At 46.8% G+C, this 19894-nt stretch carries 17 protein-coding genes; 4 read left to right on the top strand and 13 right to left on the bottom strand.

What is annotated here, in order from left to right; genetic code table 11:
* Positions 1-2 precede the first annotated feature (2 nt).
* From Q335_RS0106950 to lysS, 4 genes are all read left to right on the top strand, one after another.
* Positions 3-182, top strand: a complete 180-nt coding sequence (locus Q335_RS0106950) for a hypothetical protein (RefSeq protein WP_028358000.1) — start codon at positions 3-5, stop codon at positions 180-182.
* A gap of 148 nt (positions 183-330) precedes the next feature.
* A protein-coding gene (gene prfB / locus Q335_RS0106945; protein ID WP_156929903.1) for a peptide chain release factor 2 occupies positions 331-1435 on the top strand; the annotation gives its coding sequence in 2 pieces (ribosomal slippage) (positions 331-411 and positions 413-1435; 1104 coding nt in all).
* Positions 1436-2185, top strand: a complete 750-nt coding sequence (locus tag Q335_RS0106940; protein WP_028357998.1) for an SDR family NAD(P)-dependent oxidoreductase — start codon at positions 1436-1438, stop codon at positions 2183-2185.
* A gap of 18 nt (positions 2186-2203) precedes the next feature.
* Positions 2204-3718, top strand: a complete 1515-nt coding sequence (gene lysS / locus Q335_RS0106935; protein ID WP_028357997.1) for a lysine--tRNA ligase — start codon at positions 2204-2206, stop codon at positions 3716-3718.
* A 175-nt stretch (positions 3719-3893) separates the two neighbouring features.
* Here the strand turns inward: lysS and Q335_RS0106930 are convergent, their stop codons facing one another.
* The 13 genes from Q335_RS0106930 to hflX form a co-directional block, all read right to left on the bottom strand.
* Positions 3894-4655 carry an ABC transporter permease gene (locus tag Q335_RS0106930; RefSeq protein ID WP_028357996.1) on the bottom strand — a complete coding sequence of 254 codons (762 nt, stop codon included), beginning with the start codon at positions 4653-4655 and terminating at the stop codon, positions 3894-3896.
* An 81-nt stretch (positions 4656-4736) separates the two neighbouring features.
* Positions 4737-5696 carry an ABC transporter ATP-binding protein gene (locus Q335_RS0106925; protein ID WP_038369723.1) on the bottom strand — a complete coding sequence of 320 codons (960 nt, stop codon included), beginning with the start codon at positions 5694-5696 and terminating at the stop codon, positions 4737-4739.
* Positions 5697-5744: 48 nt separating this feature from the next.
* Positions 5745-6452, bottom strand: coding sequence for a fumarylacetoacetate hydrolase family protein (locus Q335_RS0106920; RefSeq protein WP_028357994.1), 708 nt, complete (start codon positions 6450-6452; stop codon positions 5745-5747).
* A gap of 21 nt (positions 6453-6473) precedes the next feature.
* A complete protein-coding gene (gene rpoD, locus Q335_RS09640) occupies positions 6474-8879 on the bottom strand; it encodes an RNA polymerase sigma factor RpoD (RefSeq protein ID WP_084493581.1) in 2406 nt (801 codons plus the stop codon).
* A 446-nt stretch (positions 8880-9325) separates the two neighbouring features.
* Entirely contained in the window at positions 9326-9451 is a 126-nt protein-coding gene (locus Q335_RS10420; RefSeq protein WP_281172912.1) for a hypothetical protein, read from the bottom strand.
* A 196-nt stretch (positions 9452-9647) separates the two neighbouring features.
* Complete coding sequence (gene dnaG / locus Q335_RS0106905; RefSeq protein WP_028357993.1) at positions 9648-11606, bottom strand: DNA primase; 1959 nt, start codon at positions 11604-11606, stop codon at positions 9648-9650.
* A 520-nt stretch (positions 11607-12126) separates the two neighbouring features.
* Positions 12127-12339, bottom strand: coding sequence for a 30S ribosomal protein S21 (gene rpsU, locus Q335_RS0106900; RefSeq protein WP_028357992.1), 213 nt, complete (start codon positions 12337-12339; stop codon positions 12127-12129).
* A gap of 651 nt (positions 12340-12990) precedes the next feature.
* Complete coding sequence (locus Q335_RS0106895; protein WP_028357991.1) at positions 12991-13539, bottom strand: phosphoribosyltransferase; 549 nt, start codon at positions 13537-13539, stop codon at positions 12991-12993.
* A 33-nt stretch (positions 13540-13572) separates the two neighbouring features.
* Entirely contained in the window at positions 13573-14874 is a 1302-nt protein-coding gene (locus tag Q335_RS0106890) for an adenylosuccinate synthase (RefSeq protein ID WP_028357990.1), read from the bottom strand.
* Between the two features lie 39 nt (positions 14875-14913).
* Positions 14914-16077, bottom strand: coding sequence for an ATP phosphoribosyltransferase regulatory subunit (locus Q335_RS0106885; protein WP_028357989.1), 1164 nt, complete (start codon positions 16075-16077; stop codon positions 14914-14916).
* 106 nt (positions 16078-16183) lie between these two features.
* On the bottom strand, positions 16184-17074 hold the full coding sequence (locus Q335_RS0106880) for an SPFH domain-containing protein (RefSeq protein ID WP_028357988.1): 891 nt from the start codon (positions 17072-17074) through the stop codon (positions 16184-16186).
* A 10-nt stretch (positions 17075-17084) separates the two neighbouring features.
* The gene (locus tag Q335_RS0106875) at positions 17085-18515 is read right to left on the bottom strand and encodes a protease modulator HflK (RefSeq protein ID WP_169733507.1); all 1431 of its coding nucleotides are present in this window, start codon (positions 18513-18515) and stop codon (positions 17085-17087) included.
* Positions 18516-18586: 71 nt separating this feature from the next.
* Positions 18587-19813, bottom strand: coding sequence for a GTPase HflX (gene hflX / locus Q335_RS09635; protein WP_084493579.1), 1227 nt, complete (start codon positions 19811-19813; stop codon positions 18587-18589).
* Positions 19814-19894: the final 81 nt, after the last annotated feature.

Genomic DNA, 19894 nt, shown 5'->3' with positions numbered 1-19894 from the left:
AAATGCGACATTTTGCTTTGCGGTCTTGCTTACGACGTGCACTACGCATAGTGCTGCCGCTTAGTCTATTGGCTGTGGGTTTGGCGGGCTGTGCCGACGCGACCCCGATTAGTCGACAAATTGATGGCATGATTGGCACCGTGGGCGGCTCGTTTGGACAGGTGACGGGGCATTCTTGGTAATCACTTAGTGCCGTTTGCTTGGGGGTTGGCCGCTACGCCATCCAGCCAAAATCAAAAAGACTCATTTTGCAGATTTACCCACTTGCTGACACTTATACAGCACAAACGCTTAAAATATTGGGTTTACTATCTTTTTATTGGTATTAGCATGGAAGCAGAACGTCAAAACGCAATTAGCGCCAAATTAGAGGATTTGAGCGCCAGAGAGCTTGCCCTACGGGGGTATCTTTGACTACGACCAAAAGAGCGAGCGCCTACAAGTTGTCAATCTAGAACTCGAAAATCCAGAGATTTGGAATGATCCTGAGCATGCTCAGAAACTTAGCAAAGAAAAAAAGCGTCTCGACGATGTGGTCTTGGTCTTAGAACAATTACAGCAAGACATTGCTGACAACCAAGATATTCTGCAATTAGCCCAAGAAGAAGAGGATGACGAAACCCTCAAGGCTATTGAAACAAGCGCTAAGTCGCTTGAAAAAACCATTAAGGGCTTTGAGTTCCGTCGTATGTTCTCCAATCCCGCCGATCCATTAAACTGCTTTATTGATATTCAATCCGGTGCTGGGGGTACCGAGGCTCAGGACTGGGCCTCTATGCTGTTGCGCCAATATCTTCGTTACTGCGAGAACAAAGGTTTTAAGGTCGAGGTACTCGAAGAGTCTCCGGGGGATGTGGCAGGCATTAAATCCGCTACCCTCAAGGTCGAAGGTGAATACGCCTTTGGCTTATTACGTACCGAGAGTGGTGTGCACCGCTTAGTGCGTAAGAGTCCATTTGACTCAAATAATGGTCGCCATACTTCTTTTGCGAGTTTGTATGTGTATCCAGAGGTTGACGATTCCATCGAGATTGAGATCAACCCGGCTGATTTACGTATTGATACTTATCGCGCCAGTGGTGCAGGTGGTCAACACATTAACAAAACTGACTCGGCCGTGCGTATTACGCACGAACCCACTGGGATTGTGGTGCAATGTCAAAATGACCGTTCGCAACATCGTAATCGTGCCGAAGCGATGTCGATGTTACGCTCGAAATTGTACGAATTAGAGATGCGCAAGCGCATGCAAGAGCAACAATCCCTTGAAGACGCCAAAACCGATGTGGGTTGGGGCCATCAGATTCGCTCCTATGTTCTCGATCAAAGTCGCATCAAAGATTTACGTACCAACGTAGAGATTTCTAATACGCAAAAAGTGTTGGATGGCGATTTGGATCCCTTTATTGAAGCCAGTCTTAAGCAAGGAGTCTAAATGAAACGTTTTGTCATGGTCACGGGAGCCTCCCGCGGTCTCGGGCTTGCGCTCGCTAAAGCTGCTCTCCCCTATGCCGATACGCTACTCGTAGTTGCAAGACACCCAAGCGCAGAACTGCAAGCCTTGGCGACTCAAAGTGCTTGCGAGCTGCGCTTTGAAGCCTGTGATCTGAGCGATTGTCAGCAAATCGATCAGTTATGCCAAGGCCTCAGTGCCTATTTACAAACTCACGCGTTTGATGAGTATTGGCAAATCAACAATGCAGGCACCTTGGGCCCCATGAAGCAATTCAACGGCTTAGCACGGACCAGCGCGCAAACCATTAGTCAAGCCTTTAACCTCAATGTGGTGCAAGTGATGCGACTCTGTAGTTGCTTTTTAGAAGCCACTCAAGATCGCCTAACCAAGGTGGTCAATATCAGCTCCGGTGCCGCACATCGAGCCACCGAGGGCTGGGGCGTATACTGTGCCAGTAAAGCCGCCCTGGATATGTACACTAAAGTCGCACAAAGCGAGGTACAACACGCGAAATTGGTCGCCATGGCGCCAGGCGTGGTAGATACCGATATGCAAGCCAATATCCGCCGTCAATCTGAAGAGGATTTTCCAAATATTGAGCGTTTTTTGCGGCTACATGCTGAGCATGAACTACGGAGCCCTCAAGAAGTGGCCCTAGCCATTATTGAGTACATGACGACGCCAGAATTTGGTGATCCTATTATTGACCATATCAACAATATTATCTAAACATCGCTATTTATTATTATGACAAGCCAAGATCAAACCTCCACAGACGAGAATCATTTAATTGCTGAACGCCGCGACAAACTCACGGCACTACGCCAGCAAGGCAATCCTTTTCCAAATAAATTCCAACCGCAACACCATGCTGACGAGTTACAACAAGCTTTTGCTGAAGCCAGCAAGGAGACTTTAGCCGAGCAAGCCCAGCAGGCCAGTGTTGCCGGTCGAATCATGCTCAAGCGGGTCATGGGTAAGGCCAGTTTTGCCACCATCCAAGATGGCTCGGGTCGGATTCAATTGTATTTAGATAAGGGTGTGCTGGGTGAAGACGCGTATGAGGATTTCAAGCGCTTAGATATAGGTGATATTGTCGGTGCTCGTGGTGAGATCTTTAAAACCAATAAGGGCGAGTTATCTATTCGTGTACAAGAATTGGCCCTTATCGCGAAGTCCTTACGTCCCCTTCCTGACAAATTCCATGGTTTAGCCGATCAAGAAACACGCTATCGTCAGCGTTATGTTGATTTGATTATGAATGAGCAAACGCGCCAAACCTTCAAAACCCGTAGTAAAGCGATTGGTGTGATTCGTAATTTAATGCTCGATAATGAATTCATCGAGGTCGAAACGCCGATGCTGCACCCTATTCCAGGTGGTGCTGCCGCTAAACCTTTTATTACGCATCACAATGCGCTCGATATGGATATGTATTTGCGTATTGCCCCAGAACTTTATCTCAAACGCTTGGTTGTCGGTGGTTTTGAGCGGGTGTTTGAGATCAATCGCAATTTCCGTAATGAAGGTGTCAGTCCACGCCATAATCCAGAATTCACCATGATGGAATTTTATGCGGCCTACAAAGACTACGAGTGGATGATGAATTTCACCGAGAATTTGATTCGGGAAACCGCTAAACGTACGCTAGGTTCCGCGGTGCTGACTCACCAAGAGCGTGAATTAGACCTAGAAAAACCGTTTGATCGCTTAACCATTACCGAAGCCATTCTTAAATATGCGCCGCAATACACGGCTGAACAACTGCAGGACAAAGACTTTTTGCGCAATGAATTAAGACAATTTAAGGTCGATGTCGATGGTGCTGTGATGCAACGTGCCGAAATTGGTGCTTTGCAACTTGCTTTATTTGAAGAAACCGCTGAAGCACAATTGTGGCAGCCGACCTTTATTGTTGATTACCCTGTGGAAGTCTCGCCCCTAGCACGTGCGAGCGATGCCAACCCAGACATTACGGAGCGTTTTGAATTATTCATTACTGGCCGAGAAATCGCCAACGGCTTTTCGGAGTTGAATGATCCCGAAGATCAGGCGGCGCGTTTCCGTGCCCAAGTGGAAGCCAAGGATGCGGGTGACGAAGAAGCCATGTATTACGATGCCGATTATATTCGCGCCTTGGAATACGGCATGCCTTATGCGGGTGGTTGCGGCATTGGTATTGATCGCCTGATCATGTTATTGACCGACAGCCCTAGCATTCGTGATGTCTTGCTATTCCCACACTTACGTAAACTTGACTAAAGAATTGCCTTAGTGTCCGTACAAAAAAGCCTCCCATGGATGGGAGGCTTTTTTACGTCTAGCTGCTCGTCGATGCTGTGTGTACAGCGGTCGTTGAGTAGCTTTAGTTCCGCAAGATTGGTACGACTGATCATTAAAAGATCAGACGGTCGCTTAATTAGGCCGCACCCCCTTATTAATCCTTCAGTCGATAACCCGTTTTAAAAAGCCAAGCCACCAAGCTAGAGCATAAGACGAGGAATAAAATAATAATGCTAAAGCTCACTAAGGGGCTAACGTCACTACTACTATAAAAACTCCATCTAAAACCACTGATTAAATACACTAAGGGATTGAGTAAAGCCACTTTGTTCCAAATCCCAGGCAGCATGTCGATAGAGTAAAAAGCACCACCCAAAAAGGTTAAGGGGGTAATCACCATCAGCGGGATAATTTGCAGTTTTTCAAAACCATCGGCCCACAAGCCAATAATAAAGCCAAACATAGAGAAGGTAATAGCCGTCAGCACGAGAAATACGACCATCATGAAGGGATGTTGTACCTCAAAATCAACAAAAAATGAGGCCGTGATCAGGATTAATAAGGCAATAATGACACTCTTAGTGGCGGCCCCACCCACAAAGCCCAGAATCACTTCTTTGTAAGAAACCGGCGCCGAGAGAATTTCATAAATTGCCCCATTATGACGCGGCATATATATGCCAAAAGAGGCGTTGGAGACACTCTGCCCCATGAGAGTCATCATCATCAATCCTGGCACAATAAAGGCACCGTAACTGACATCACCAATATTGCCTATACGGGACCCCATGGCACTGCCAAACACCACAAAGTACAAAGCGGTTGAAATGACGGGGGCTAAAAGGCTTTGTAATAACGTGCGCCAAGCACGTTTAACTTCATATTTATAAATGGTAAAGGCGGCAAGCCAATTCATACAAGTTCCTTAAGGAGAAGGTAAACAGCAGTGGTCAGTGTTGACAAAAAACGCTAGATACGGCGATTTAGCAAGCGCCCATTAGGCATTTTCTTTGACGAGCGAAACAAAAATATCTTCTAAACTACTTTCAGAGGAGTGAATATCACTGATTTGGATATTTTCTTCGAGTAGTTTTGACAGTAACACATTAAAACTGTTCTGCCGCTGGTGTTCACGTGAATAGGTATAGACTAAGGTGTGGCCATGGTTTTCGAGGCGAATCGGCCAATCGTGTAGGCATTCAGGAAGGCTAGTTAGCGCTTGTACTAAATGCAAGCTGAGTTCTTTTTTACCTAACTGGCCCATGAGTTTGTCTTTGTCTTGGACCAATAAAATCCGCCCGTGATTAATGACAGCAATACGATCGGCCATATCTTCGGCCTCTTCGATATAGTGGGTGGTCAAAATAATCGTCATACCCTGTTCGGTTAAGCGACTGACCATACGCCACAAATCACGACGCAGTTCTACGTCGACGCCAGCGGTCGGCTCGTCCAAGAATAAGACTTCAGGATCATGCACCAAGGCCTTAGCAATAAGCACGCGGCGTTTCATACCGCCTGAGAGACTAAGGATACGATTGTCACGCTTATCCCAAAGATGAAGATCTTTGAGGATTTGCTCGATTTTGGCAGGATCGGCTTTTTTGCCGAAGAGACCACGGCTATAGGCGACGGTATCGTAGACTTTTTCGAAGGACTCGGTCAGGAGCTCTTGGGGCACGAGACCAACCAGTGGGCGCACTTGACGATAATCTTTTTGGATATCGAGGCCATTGATCAGAACTTGACCACTGCTGGCATTCACTAAGCCTGTAATAATACCAATCATCGTGGTTTTGCCAGCACCGTTGGGACCGAGAAGTGCCAGGATTTCGCCGCGTTTAATATCGAGATTGACTCCATGTAGAGCGGTAAAACCATTTTTGTAAGATTTTTTGAGATCTTTGATAGAGACAATAATATCGTCTGCTGCGCTAGCTGTGGAAGCGTTTGTCATAATAAAAAAGCTGAACATTGCGGTCCAGCTTCAGTTAAAAGATTGAAATTACACGAGTTTGACGTTAATGCTGGGTAAATCATCGACAGTCACGTGGATGACATCACCTTTTTGTACTGGGCCCACGCCTTCTGGCGTTCCTGTGTAGATGATATCGCCCGCCTGCAATTCGAAGAGTTCTGAAAGTTTAGCAATGGTTTCGTTGACAGACCAGATCATATCGCTGAATTGGCCATTTTGTTTGACAGTATCGTTTACAGATAACTGTAAATGGCCCTCGGTCAATTCACCCGTGGCTTGGATGGGCTTGATGTGACCGATGGGCGCGGCATAATCAAAGGCTTTGGCAATATCCCAAGGCAAACCCGCTTCGCGCATTTGTTGCTGTAAATCGCGACGGGTCATATCCAAACCTACAGCATAACCAAAAATATGTTGCGCCGCGTGTTCCACTGCAATGTGACGACCACCTTTGGCCAAGGCCACCACTAATTCACCCTCATAGTGCAAATTAGTGGTTTGTGGTGGATACGGCAATTCCACAGTTTGTTGCGGATCGACGACGAGTAAGGACTGAGCATCACTGGCCTTAGTGAAAAACACAGGGGGCTGACGACTCGGATCACCGCCCATTTCCTTGACATGATTGGCGTAGTTTTTGCCCACGCAATAAATACGACGTACTGGAAAAACTTGCTCGCTGCCTTCAACAGGGATGGCGGCGCGCGGTGCTGGTTCGAACGTATAAGTCGTCATAGGGATTCCTTCCATTAAATACTAGTCGTTATTACCACCTAAAAAGCTTTTGAGTTTGTCTGCACGACTTGGATGACGCAATTTACGTAAAGCCTTGGCTTCTATTTGACGAATACGTTCACGGGTCACGTCAAATTGTTTACCCACTTCCTCGAGCGTTTGATCGGTACTAATGCCAATCCCAAAACGCATGCGGAGCACTTTAGCTTCTCTTGGTGTAAGTGAATCCAAGACCTCACGGAAGGCATCGCGCATAGAGCCTTGTAGAGCGCTCTCTACTGGTGCAGTCGTTTGCACGTCCTCGATAAAATCACCTAAATGTGAATCATCGTCGTCACCGATAGGAGTTTCCATAGAAATCGGTTCTTTGGCGATTTTGAGGATTTTGCGAACCTTATCCTCAGGCATGTCCATTTTTTGGGCTAACGTGGCTGGATCAGGCTCTAGGCCAGTTTCTTGGAGAATTTGGCGATTGATACGATTCATCTTATTGATGGTCTCGATCATATGCACTGGAATACGAATCGTGCGTGCCTGGTCAGCAATGGAACGGGTAATGGCCTGACGAATCCACCAGGTGGCATAGGTAGAGAATTTATAACCACGGCGATATTCGAATTTATCAACGGCTTTCATGAGACCAATATTACCCTCTTGGATCAGATCCAAGAACTGCAAACCACGATTGGTGTATTTTTTGGCAATAGAAATCACTAAGCGCAAGTTAGCCTCAATCATTTCTTGTTTGGCTTTCTTGGCAGTGGTTTCACCATTAATCATGCGTTTGTTAATGTCTTTAAGGTCGCTAATCGGAAGCAAGACCTCTTCTTCAATAGCATGAATTTGTTGTTGTAATTCCTGTACGTCTGGTACTGCACGCAACAAGCTCTCTACATACGGCGGATTTTTTGCGATTTCTTGATGGATCCACTCTAAATTCGTTTCATTGTTCTTGAAAGACGCAATAAAGTCGGCGCGTGGCATACCGACGCGTTCAACGCAGGCATCTAACACGCTGCGCTCAAGCGCACGAACTTCGGCCACTTTTTCGCGCAAGATATTACTGAGGCGTTCCACCATTTTAGAGGTCAAACGCACGCCCATTAATTCGTTGAGAATCGCTTGTTGGTGCTTATTGTAAGCCGCAGATTTGTAATGCCCTGCTTTGTGCTCGTCAAGCATTTTGTTGAAGGATTTCTCGATGCGTGCAAATTTGTCAAAGGACTCCACGCGTAGGGTCTCGAGTTGCTTGCTACTCATACCGCCGGCAGGTGCATCTTCACCGTCTTCAGAAGCTCCTGAACCCGCATATTCTTCGCCATTTTCATCGAGTAAACCGTCAACAATATCCTCAATTTGCGCTTGTTTGTTTTTGACTTTTTCGATGTGATCGAGGATTTCTCGAATGGTACGAGGGAAGGTCGCGATCGCCATTAGCATGTGTTTGAGGCCACCCTCAATACGTTTAGCAATTTCGATCTCGCCTTCTTTGCTTAGCAAATTCACTGAACCCATTTCACGCATATACATGCGAACAGGATCGGTCGTACGACCAAAATCAGAGTCGACTGTCGTCAGAGCCGCTTCGGCATCGTCGTCAACATCGTCATCGTTGACAGGATTTGGATCATTGAGAAGTAAATCTTCGGCACTCGGTGCTTGATCGTAAACGGTGAGGCCCATTTCGTGGAAGGTCGCAATAATGCTATCCATCGCATCGGAATCGACCAAATCTTCTGGCAAGGAGTCATTGACGTCAGCAAACGTGATATAGCCACGATCTTTGGCCAATTGGATTAATTCACGTAAGCGTTTACGACGCTCTTCGAGATTAATGGTTTTACGACTACCGCTTTCTTTGACTGTTTTGGATTTTGAGCCGCTTTTTTTGCGAGATTGCTTACTATTAGAGATTTTGCTTTCTTCTTTTTCGATGAACGCGGCGTCTTGATCCTCATCGTAATCGTCGTCGTTATCATCATAATCGTCAAAATCATGATCATTATCTAATTGATCATCATCGTCATCTTGCAATTGCGCTTTATTGGCACTGGCTTTTTTAGCGGTGCTTTTGGACTTTGGGGCACGTTTAGCGGTGCTTTTGCTAGCGGCTTTTTTGGCGCTCGCTTTCTTGGCCGCGCGTTTCCTGGCTGGGGCTTTTTGCGCCGTCGTAGAGGACTCTGCGGCACTCTCTGCACTTAGTGCAAGCGCTTCCTCTGAGCTCGGATTTTCTTTAGTTTGAGTGGTCGCCGTGCTTGACGTTTTGCGTGTACTGCTTTTGTTCGTTTTGCGACGAGTAGCAGGCGCTTTTGGGGTAGCGCTAGGATTGACCGTAGTATTCTGGGCTTGTGTCGTATCCGCTTGAGCAGCCGTGGTTTTTTTTGGAGTTTTTGCTGGTGTCGTAGATTGAGATTTGCTGTTAGACATTGAAATTGTCACCTTAAACCAAGAATAATTAAATTAAGAAAATACCGATAAACGGTGTCGCTTCTAAAAACTAAGAAGTTATCACATTACATAGGGATTAATGAATAAATTTCAAGTAAATTAAGCCCCAAAAGGCGATTTATCGTTACCTTATATGCGCTAATTACAAAACGCCTAAAAACCATTGTCTATGCTCACGAGACGCCAAGGCATTCAGAGTGAACGTATTTAAAACTCGCTGCAAAGTGTTTAAACTTAGCTGACATTTGATGCCATCAAAGCCAAGCCCTTCCCCTACATACACAGTCTTCTTTTACCTAAAAAGGTACCCACCATATTACGATCGCTCGCAAACAATCCCAAGCATCGTCCTTAAAACATGCCGCCTAGCAAGCCATATCTTTGCTAGCGACACTGAGGGCTTAACATGGAGAGACGCGTAAGGCTTAACTCACCATTTGCTTGCCAGCGCTACCTTTATCCACCACATCTGCCACCCCAAAGAGCCAGATAAGAAGCAACATACCAGCCTTTTTGTGCTGCTTGAGGTGGCTTTGAACTGCTTTTGGCAACCTGAGGCTACTTTTGGCGGCCTTAGACCGATGTCCTCGCTTAGCTTATAAGGGCTCTCGCTGTATAAGAGGGATAAGAGTTTAGCGCTTGCAGAGCGATGTCCTATCGTTTGAAATTGTCCTATTTGCAGGTGCTCTATTTGCAGCATTAGCAGTCATAGGTAACCTAATATTATAACATGTATCCGATTTATACCTACTTTAAGATACGTATACGTGCATTTAAGGTTTGGTAACGTTTACGGGCGCTATCGGTCTGTAAGCCCTTATCCACTAAGTCTTGCTGCTCAGAGAGTAGATTTTCCAATTCGATCTTACGCAACGCATCTTGCCATTCTTGCAACGGTTGAGGCAAAGGTTCTAACTGGCTCGCCTCTGTTTGTAAACCTAAAAGCACTTGATAGAGCCGATCTTGTGGGCTCAATTGCTGCATCCAGATGGCTAAATTTCTGCCCGCCTGACTTTGCACAAAGGCGACAAATTCCACAACTAAACCTAAATGGGGATGCCGACTGAGCACCTCTAACTGCCTTTCATTAATTTGCTCGAATAAGTCGGGATGCATGAGGAGCAATGTCAGGAGGCGCTTAGACAACGGTGTGGTACGACTGCGCGATGGTGTCGAAGGCGTATGCGACCGATAGCGTGAAGGTCGTGACGCAGGCGGCGGTGATGATGAGCCCGAATGTCCGCTAGAGAGTGCGGCAAAAGGATCATCATCGTCTGGACTATTGGCTGGCGCCGCTTGGTGTGAGTGAGTGGCAGTGGCGCTGCCCGAGGTCGCCAAACCTGGATAATGGGCTTGACGCTGCTCTTGTTGCTGTTGTCGTTGCCATAAGGCTTGTTGCATTTCATCGTGTGTCAGCTGCAAAAGCCGCGCCAATTCGTTTTGAATTTGGAGTGTCAGATTAATCGCTGGCAACTGTTGCCACAAGTCATAAAACGCATGTAAGCAGGCGGCTCTACCTTCTGCTTGTTGCAAGTCATAGCGTTGTTGTAGTTGCGCGAACAAATAGCTCGATAGGGTTTGGGCATTTTTGAGTAAATCCTCAAACTGCGCCTTACCGTATGCTTGTACATAGCTATCCGGATCATGTTCTGCAGGTAAGAACAAAAACCGTATAGAGAGGTCATCTTGGAGCAACGGCAAGCATGATTGCAAAGCACGCCAAGCGGCTTTTTGACCGGCGGCGTCACCATCAAAACTAAAAACAATTCTGTCACTGACTTTGATCAGTTGCTGAATGTGCGCACCGCTCGTAGCAGTACCTAAGGTCGCCACCGCATAGTCTAGGCCGGCATTGGCCAAGCTGACCACATCCATATAGCCTTCAACCACCAACACCTGCCCCGCTTTGCGGATACTTTGGCGGTTTTCCCATAAACCGTAAAGCTCTTTGGACTTATTAAATAACGGGGTTTCGGGCGAGTTCAAGTACTTAGGTTGGCCCTTACCCAAGACACGGCCACCGAAACCAATCATATGACCTCGCGCATTGCGGATCGGAAACATGACGCGACTACGAAAACGGTCATAGCGTAAACCTTGCTGGTTTTCTATGACCAAACCACTGGTGATTAAATGCTCATTGCTTTGATAATCGGCGAACACTGTGGCCAGACTTTGGCGATCATGGCCAGACCAACCAAGCCGAAATTTTTTGGCTGTTTGCCCGCTAATCCCCCGGCCTTTGAGATAAAGCGCCGCTTCATTGAGACGCTTTTCGGCATGCGCCTCTATGCCTAAGGTTTTGCGCTTGAGTAAATCATAGTAATGCTGTTCGGCTCGATTCAGCGCATCGGTGAGTAATTCTTTTTCGGTTTTTTGCTGTTTGAACTTCGCTTTTTGGGAGGGACTATATTCTTTTTGGGGCACTTCCATGCCCACAGATTGCGCTAAGCTTTTGACGGCTTCAGGGAAGCTTTGGCCAGTATGCTCCATCAAAAATTTAATCGCTGTGCCGTGAGCGCCACAACCAAAACAATGATAGAACTGCTTACTAGGACTGACGGTAAAAGACGGTGTTTTTTCTTGATGAAAAGGACATAAGCCCAAAAGATTACTACCGCCCTTCTTTAATTGCACATATTGCCCGACAACATCGGTAATATCGACGCGTTCTAGCAATTGTTGAATAAAGTCTTCTGGGATCACGCGGGCGCTCTTAAACAATTGGATGGGAACAAAATGCTGTCGGGTCAGTACAAACAGCAAAGGGCATAATAAATCCCAATTTACAAGAAATTAGAATTTATTATGCCTGAAAATAAGGAATCTGCGCGAGTATTCAGTCGGCTTAAAATAAGTCAGCAGTTAGCTGGCTAAGTCCTAGCATCCTGAGTGATGCATTGATCTAGATACTGACTTGTGCGAGCCTTATATATGTCATCGCTTATTAAAACATTGCTGATAGCTAGGCTAAACGCGTATTTTAAGCGTGTACTGCTTTGCGATTGAATGACAGTTTAGCATCACACTCACCTAGAAATGCCATGAAAACTAAGTTAGGCGCTATCACTAGGCGCTCAGTCTTGGTGGGCAGTTATTAAAAAGAATATCAACTTTTTATAAAAGGATTAACTATGGATGGACGCGAACTCATTGTCTACGCCCATCCTATCTTAGCAAACCCTCTCGTCACCAAGACCTTTGCTGAATGAACAATCGCTAAGAATTAGTATAGGCGCGGTGGTAATTGTTGACTACGGATACGTTTGTAGTGACGTTTAACCGCTGCAGCGTGTTTGCGTTTGCGCTCTGCAGTAGGTTTCTCGTAGTATTCACGAGCACGTAATTCAGTAAGAAGACCAGTTTTTTCGATAGTGCGTTTGAAGCGACGTAAAGCAACTTCGAACGGCTCATTTTCTTTGACGCGAATGTATGGCATGTAATATAAACTTTTAGTGAGTTAAAAAAATTATTAGAAAGTTAAGTGTAGGATCTAGCCACTGACATAAACCTAGTGGCAGCAACTAAGTAAGCGGTTCCTTTAGTGATTTAATCAGTGATTTAATCAGTGACTCAATCAAGCTGATATTACGATAAATCCGTAAGTGCTTAGTGTATTAAATCATTAGCACTTCATAGCCCCTGAGGACGATATAGTAGACCATAATGTGGCCTAACGACCAGCTTATCACCGTCTTTATCCGACGATAACGTGTTACTGATAACGTGCTACTCTATAACACTCTATGCCAGCACTAAAAAGCCTTTGCTAACTCTTTGGTAAGCCTTCGACAAGCTTTTGCTAACTTTGGCAACCTTTTAGTATCCCTCTAGCCTATAGTGCCTATTCGATCAACACCGATACCGATAAGCAGCGGCCAAATCGAAGTCGAAGGCTCTATAGTCCTATGACCTAAAGTCTAAAACGCTAAAACACTTTATCAACACGTCTACGCTTCAGCACTGATTAAATTTTACTAAATACTGAACTTTACTTAGGATCAATACACTTTTATCTTTTACCCTAAATAAATTAATCTATAAATTACAACTACTTAAGATTAAATTTAATCTAGGATGATAGCATATTTTAATTGTTTTGTATACCTTTTCGCATCCACGCCTCGAGTTGGTGTGGTCGAATCGTATCATAATCCTCAAAAGGCTGATGAATCCAAGGGTTGGTATCGAGCTTTTTGACATAATAGTCAGGTTGTACAGTAGAGTGGCCTTTCCACCACAAAACAGCTGAACGCAGTTCTTCGATTTGGGGGAATTGGGCAAGCAAATGCTCACGCACCTTATTGAAGGTATGCCCCGTATCCACCATATCATCGACCAATAGAACACGCCCACTGAGGGTGCCTTTAGTAATGGTGATGAATTCAGCAATATCCAACGTGCTCTGGATGGTTCCGGCCGCTTCGCGATAGCTACTGGTGGCCAGGATGGCCAATGGCACATCATAGATGCGGGACATCACGTCGCCTACGCGCACGCCGCCCCTTGCCAAACAGACGATAACGTCAAACTTCCAATCAGAATGATAAACCTGTAAGGTCAATTCTTCGATTAGGCGGTGGTACTGCTCCCAACTCACCCACTCATCAGTCTCGGTGCTTTTTGGCAAGGTGCTCATAAGTTATCCTAGGTAAAACCCCTATTATAAACCCTATGATGCTTTAGTTAAAGCAAATGGATCTTGGCAGAGAATCGTTTCTGAGCGATCGGGGCCTGTGGAGATCATGGCAATTGGCACTTCGCAAATTTCTGCAATACGCTCCAGCAATTTACGCGCATTTTCAGGGAGTTTGTCGTACTCTTTTAGACCTTTGGTTGAGGATTGCCAACCTGGATAGGTTTCAATAATGGCTTCGGCTTGAGCCACCTTGTCAGCGCCATACGGTAATAAATCGATGGTCTCACCATTGATTTTGTAACCCACACACAGACCAATTTCTGCTAAGTCGTCCAAGACATCAAGCTTAGTGACACATAAACCACTAATGCCATTAATAATGACTGAGCGTTTTAGGGCGGCGCCATCAAACCAGCCACAGCGGCGTGGGCGGCCAGTGACGGCACCAAATTCTTGCCCTACTTTAGCAATGTGAGCACCGGTTTCATTATCGAGCTCGGTCGGGAATGGGCCGGAACCGACGCGTGTACAATAAGCCTTGGTGATACCCAAGACATAGTGCAGGCTTTGTGGACCAACACCAGCACCGGCTGACGCTTGACCAGCCAGGCAGTTGCTGCTGGTCACAAACGGATAAGTACCGTGATCAACGTCTAATAAGGCCCCTTGGGCACCTTCAAAAAGCAAGGATTTACCCGCTTTTTGGGCACGATATAACAAGGCAGAAACATCAGCTACCATCGGTGCGATTTGTTCGGCTAAGCTTCGGATCTCCTCGCGCACCGTAGCAAAATCAATACTGGCGGCGCCTAGGTGTTGCAATTCGACATTATGATAGTCGATCACAGCTTGTAATTTTTCATCGAGCTTATCGCTATAGAGGTCTTGTACGCGAATGGCACGACGCGCGACTTTGTCTTCGTAGGCTGGACCGATACCTCGGCCTGTGGTGCCGATTTTTTGATCCGCTTTGCTTTTTTCGCGGGCTTGGTCAATAGCCACGTGATATGGCAAAATCAAGGGACACGCTTCGGAGATTTTGAGGCGATCGCGTACCTTAATGCCAGCGCTTTCGAGCTCTTGGATCTCTGAGATCAGGGCTTGTGGTGACAAGACCACGCCATTACCAATATAACAATACACATGCGGATGCATAATCCCAGAAGGAATTAAGCGTAAAACGGTGCGTTGACCATTGATCCAAAGGGTATGTCCAGCATTATGCCCCCCCTGAAAACGCACGACACCGTGCACTGACTCGGCCAACCAGTCAACAATTTTACCTTTACCTTCGTCACCCCATTGGGTACCAATAACAACAACGTTTTTACTCATATTTGATGCTTTGTATTTAAAAATTAAAATAAAAAACTCTTAGGCAATGTCTTGCAATTGCCACTGTGCATCGACCTGCACTAATTCTTGTGTGAATTTAAATTCGTCTTGATCTTGTTGCGCATCAGGCAGCATTTCGACCACGATGTGGCCTTGGGCACGTAGCTGGGCGATGGCTTGCCTCAGTGATGCATCTTGGGACTGCCAGGGCGCCTTGATGGCCTGTACGATGGGCGCTGGTGCTAAGCCCTGTACTAACTGGCGTAGATCCAAACTAAACCCTGTCGCTGGACGTGCCCGACCAAAAGCCTTACTGACATGATCAAAGCGACCACCACGCACAATGGCATTGTGCCAAGCGCTCGCATAGACAGCAAAACGGATCCCGGTATGATAGTCATAACCACTGACATCAGCCAAATCCACGCTAGCATTGGGAAAGCGTTGCATGACGCTGCGCAACTGCGCGAGGCTCTGTTGGATCGCAGGTAAGTCTGGCAGAATGTGTTGGGCCTTATCGAGTACGCTCTGATCACCATATAAACTTGGCAGCGCTAAGAGGGCTTGCTGCAGTGCTTCAGGCACTGTTTGCAGACGTTCGCATAACTCGCGAAGACTTGGGGTGTTTTTTTCTTGGAGCAAAGTGAAAATAGTCGCCGCGTGGGCGTTCAGTTGCGGATCTTGTTGGATCAGAGCGCGGGTAATCCCAGAGTGATTGAGATCAATACGCGGCGCTTGCACGCCACAAATTGCCAAGGTCTGCAAGACCAAATCTATGATTAATAAGTCCGCTTCGGGGCCTGGATAACCGTAGATTTCGGCGCCAATTTGGAGTAATTCACGATCCCCCAATGCGTTGCTTGGCCGTGCCTGAAAAACCGGTCCACAATAGCATAGACGAGTGACGCCCTGACGGTTAAGCAAATGCGCATCAATACGCGTGACCTGAGGCGTCATATCGGCTCGTACTCCCATGGTACGCCCTGAGAGTTGGTCGATGACTTTAGTGGTGCGTAAGGCCAACTCACGGCTTTGGGTCGCGAGTAAAGACTCGGTAAACTCTAACAAAGGCGGAGAGACTAATTCGAAGCCAGAAGTTCGAAAGAGATCTAAAATTTTTCTGCGAAGTTCTTCGGTACGTCTTGCCTCTGCGGGCAGAATATCTGCCATATGGGCAGGTAAAAGCCAAGCACTAATACTCATAAGCACTACGAAACTGTAAACAATAAAAAACGGCTTGCCAAAGGGGCAAGCCGTAGCGAAATATTCTTAACTTGCACTATATTGTACAATCGATTGGGCGCTTTTGTTAGTCAGATTCATTTTTTTTAAAAAAACGTAAATAATCTGACTGGCTATCTAAAATCAAGATGCCATTGCCCTTTTCAAAACTTTTTTTGTACGCCTGCAAACGACTATAAAAACGATAAAAATCCATATCTTGGTTATACGTTTTAGCGTAGAGTTCAGCTAATTGTTGCTGCGTTTGCGTGCGGATTTTTTGGGCTTCAAGCCGCGCCTCAAGTAAAATATGCTCGGCGCTTATTTCGGCGGGTTTAAGTGCAGGTGGCGCGGCTAGTGCTGCGGCTTGAGGCTGGCCCGCTTTCTCGACCACGGCTGGCTCTGGTTGCAAGTTTTGTGCGAGCTCATGCAGAACATCCTCAGCTACGCTGTTATCAATCATCCTCACCTGAAGGAGTGTTAAACCGCGGTTTTGGAGCCCTTCTTGCATAGCGGCTTGCAGTGCTTGACTAAATTTATGCTCGCGATCCTGTAACAATTCAAGCGCTGTAAACTGCTGGGCGATCGTGACCATTTGTCGCTCAAGCATAGATGTGAGGAAGGCATTGGCCTCTTTCATAGGATATTGGGCATCACGGTGGTTTTTATAGAATTCCTGAGGCGCTGTGATTTGCCACTCTATACTTGGGGTAAGTGATAGCTGTTTATCATCTTTGGAGACCACGTCAATATCTTTTTGGTCACTATTGGCCTCTTGGACACGTTTATCAAGATACACCACCTTCGTGGTAGGAAGGGGTGACATGGCATGTAAGCCAGGCTCGGTGATGACTCGTTTGATATCACTGCTGTTTAGCACCAATGCAATCTCTGTGTTTCTGACGGTAAACAACGATCTGATTATTGCGATCAGCACAATAATCAAGACGACAATCATTATCCATTTTTTGCGTGACATAGCTATTCCTTTATTCTTGTTCATGACGTGCTTTAAGGGCCGCATCGCGATGACGGCTTAAGCTGCGTGAACGCGGATTTTCGTCAGTCACATCGTCTGACTCGACGTCCTCGGGATTGGGTGCCGCGCTAGGGTCCGTTTGATTTTCTGACGCTTGTGGCGACTCGGCGCCAGGTTCTGCTTGGCGCTGTGCTGTACTTTGCGCTGTGCCAGCAGGCGCAACGGCATTGCTCGCGATATTCACTGTGATGCCATTATGAGGATTTTGCGAGTCATTAACCACCACCGCTTGGGCTTTGGAAATGACCTCTTGCATAGTGTCATCGTACATTTTTTGGCGCATAAGCTCTGGCGCCTTGCGATAAACCTGTAACTGCTGCTCAAAATCAGCGGTTTCGAGGGCCGCTTTATCGATGGCCTGATGGCTATCTTTTTCGGCTTGCAAAAGTATGGCTTTGGCTTGTTTCTGGGCTTGGGCGATACGATTTGTAGGAGGTGCCGCAGCAACCTCTGGTTCTTTAGGTGTATCTTGTGGCGTAGCGGCTTGTTTAGCTTGAGGCTTGAATGGCGCTAGCAGCGTGACTTCGACCTTGACCACTTGCAGTCCCAACTGCTGCTTATCTAACTCAGCTTGCAGATGTTGTTGTAACTGCTGCACAAAGGGATCATTCTGCACAACGGTATCACTACTGTCCGGCGGCGTTGCGCGCGAATGGTCAGACTCGGCGGGAGCGCCAGCCGTCTGTGTCTCGTGAGGGGCTAGCCCCTCTTCTTCATCATACGGATCTGCAGGAAGCTTAATTGCTGTTAGCTCTTGACTCGTACTGTGCGCGACGACATTTTGTAAAACACTGTTCAATGTCCGCTCTGCGGCAAGACTTGGAGAGACCGAATGAAATAAATAACTGGCGGCGGCGCTTGGCGTCTCTATGTTTGCATGTTGCAGCTCTTCTGCTGTTTTTAGGCGTAAGTTCGCTAAGGCATCGATAGTAAATAAACGATGGTCAGCACTGATTAGCACGTGATTAGAGCCAGATACGGAGCGAATCGTATTGAGGTTTTCATTTCTAATAATGGCGTCAGCGCCCAAGGGGGTTGGGTAATGCCAATGGTAGCCACTACCGACAGTTTTGTGGTATTTACCCAGGCGTGTAATCACGGCCTGATCGCCCTCCTTGACGGTAAAGATACCGCTAGCGGCCCACATAAGCAGTAGCAAAATTACAATAGTACTGAGCAGCTTAAATGTGGTGCGACGATGGTTTTTGTGATTAGGGCGCCCTCCCTGTGGCGGTAGACCCGCGCCTTTTTTGGCTTTGCCACCCAATATAGATCGCAGATTATTTTGGAGATCTTGCCACACTTGGTCCAAATCAGGTGGTCCGTCATTATTGCGTTGTTTTTTCTCTGACTTAGTGTCTTTTTTTTCGGATAAATACATGTTTAAACCCAGTGTCACCATCAATATAAAGTTAAGTGAAAAACCGTCTGCTGAGCGCAGAATTGGCCCTTCTAGGAGGGATCATCCGTGCCGGGCGTGATAGGATCTTGCTGTAGTGCGCTCGCATCCATTGATTGTATATCATGAGCCGCCTGCTCTGGGGATGGATAAGGACTATGTTGTAATACCGAATCCGTAGACGGCGCCAGTGCCTGGCGCTTAGCTTGCTCATCAAGATGCGTCTTAAAAAGCGCTAAGGCTTGGCGAATATATTGCAAGCCTTGACGCTCGACTGAGCTCACAAAAATTCGAGCGGGTAAACCACGGGCATCGTATTCCATTTTGGGGGGCAATCCCGCTAAGTCGATTTTGTTATAGACATACAAAATGGGCACATGTTCAGCGCCGATTTCTTGCAAGACCTTATTGACCTCGAGTATTTGCGCATCGCGTTCTGTACTCGAAGCATCTATCACATGCAAGAGGACATCGGCTTCTACCGTTTCTTCGAGCGTCGCCTTAAAGGCGGCAATTAAGGTTGTTGGCAATTCCCGAATAAACCCTACGGTATCCGATAAGGTGACTTGCCCTGCCCCTTCGACCCAAACCTTACGTGTGGTCGTATCGAGCGTAGCAAAGAGCTGATCAGCGGCGTAGGATTTGGCTTTGGTGAGGGCGTTAAAAAGTGTCGATTTGCCCGCATTGGTGTAGCCCACCAGCGAGACATTAAAGGTATCAGAACGCTGACGCGAACGTCGTTGCGTTTGGCGTTGCTTTTGGACTTTGTGCAGACGCTGACGCAGCACTTTGACTTTGTCACCAATCACACGGCGGTCCATCTCTAGTTGCGACTCACCCGGACCGCGCAGACCAATCCCCCCTTTTTGACGCTCCAAGTGGGTCCACATACGGGTCAAACGCGTGCGTAAATGCTGGAGTTGCGCCAACTCCACTTGCAGTTTACCTTCGTGACTCTTGGCACGCAGCGCAAAAATATCCAAAATTAGCGCCACTCGGTCAATCACACGAAGATTAAATTCTCGTTCAATATTACGTTGTTGGGCGGGGCTTAGGGGTTGATCAAATAAGACGATCTCTGCGTCAGCCGCTTTGGCTAATGCAACCGCCTCCTGCAACTTGCCTTTACCAATAAAAAATGCAGGATCGGGGCGCTCACGATTAGCCACTAAATTGCCGACGACCTTGGCACCTGCGCCTTTGGCCAGCATTAAAAATTCATCGTGTTGTGCTTGAAAATCTAAATTTCCTAAATTGACGCCTAATACAAATCCACGCATCTATGTCTCATAAAAGAAAAGCCCGCCGAGCGAGCGGGCATGTTGGCTGGGGTCACTGCGAGTAAGGTAAACAGTAAACGA

Source organism: Brackiella oedipodis DSM 13743, from assembly GCF_000621025.1.
In the GTDB taxonomy this organism is placed as follows: domain Bacteria; phylum Pseudomonadota; class Gammaproteobacteria; order Burkholderiales; family Burkholderiaceae_B; genus Oligella; species Oligella oedipodis.
Note: the sequence above shows the minus strand (reverse complement) of the source record. Positions and strands in the feature narration are given on the sequence as shown.

Excerpts from the sequence above, each read along its gene's own strand:
- Q335_RS0106950 (WP_028358000.1), top strand. The coding sequence starts at position 3 with ATGCGACATTTTGCTTTGCGGTCTTGCTTACGACGTGCACTACGCATA.
- Q335_RS0106940 (WP_028357998.1), top strand. The coding sequence starts at position 1,436 with ATGAAACGTTTTGTCATGGTCACGGGAGCCTCCCGCGGTCTCGGGCTT.
- lysS (WP_028357997.1), top strand. The coding sequence starts at position 2,204 with ATGACAAGCCAAGATCAAACCTCCACAGACGAGAATCATTTAATTGCT.
- Q335_RS0106930 (WP_028357996.1), bottom strand. The coding sequence starts at position 4,655 with ATGAATTGGCTTGCCGCCTTTACCATTTATAAATATGAAGTTAAACGT.
- Q335_RS0106925 (WP_038369723.1), bottom strand. The coding sequence starts at position 5,696 with ATGACAAACGCTTCCACAGCTAGCGCAGCAGACGATATTATTGTCTCT.
- Q335_RS0106920 (WP_028357994.1), bottom strand. The coding sequence starts at position 6,452 with ATGACGACTTATACGTTCGAACCAGCACCGCGCGCCGCCATCCCTGTT.
- rpoD (WP_084493581.1), bottom strand. The coding sequence starts at position 8,879 with ATGTCTAACAGCAAATCTCAATCTACGACACCAGCAAAAACTCCAAAA.
- rpsU (WP_028357992.1), bottom strand. The coding sequence starts at position 12,339 with ATGCCATACATTCGCGTCAAAGAAAATGAGCCGTTCGAAGTTGCTTTA.
- Q335_RS0106895 (WP_028357991.1), bottom strand. The coding sequence starts at position 13,539 with ATGAGCACCTTGCCAAAAAGCACCGAGACTGATGAGTGGGTGAGTTGG.
- Q335_RS0106890 (WP_028357990.1), bottom strand. The coding sequence starts at position 14,874 with ATGAGTAAAAACGTTGTTGTTATTGGTACCCAATGGGGTGACGAAGGT.
- Q335_RS0106885 (WP_028357989.1), bottom strand. The coding sequence starts at position 16,077 with ATGAGTATTAGTGCTTGGCTTTTACCTGCCCATATGGCAGATATTCTG.
- Q335_RS0106880 (WP_028357988.1), bottom strand. The coding sequence starts at position 17,074 with ATGTCACGCAAAAAATGGATAATGATTGTCGTCTTGATTATTGTGCTG.
- Q335_RS0106875 (WP_169733507.1), bottom strand. The coding sequence starts at position 18,515 with ATGTATTTATCCGAAAAAAAAGACACTAAGTCAGAGAAAAAACAACGC.
- hflX (WP_084493579.1), bottom strand. The coding sequence starts at position 19,813 with ATGCGTGGATTTGTATTAGGCGTCAATTTAGGAAATTTAGATTTTCAA.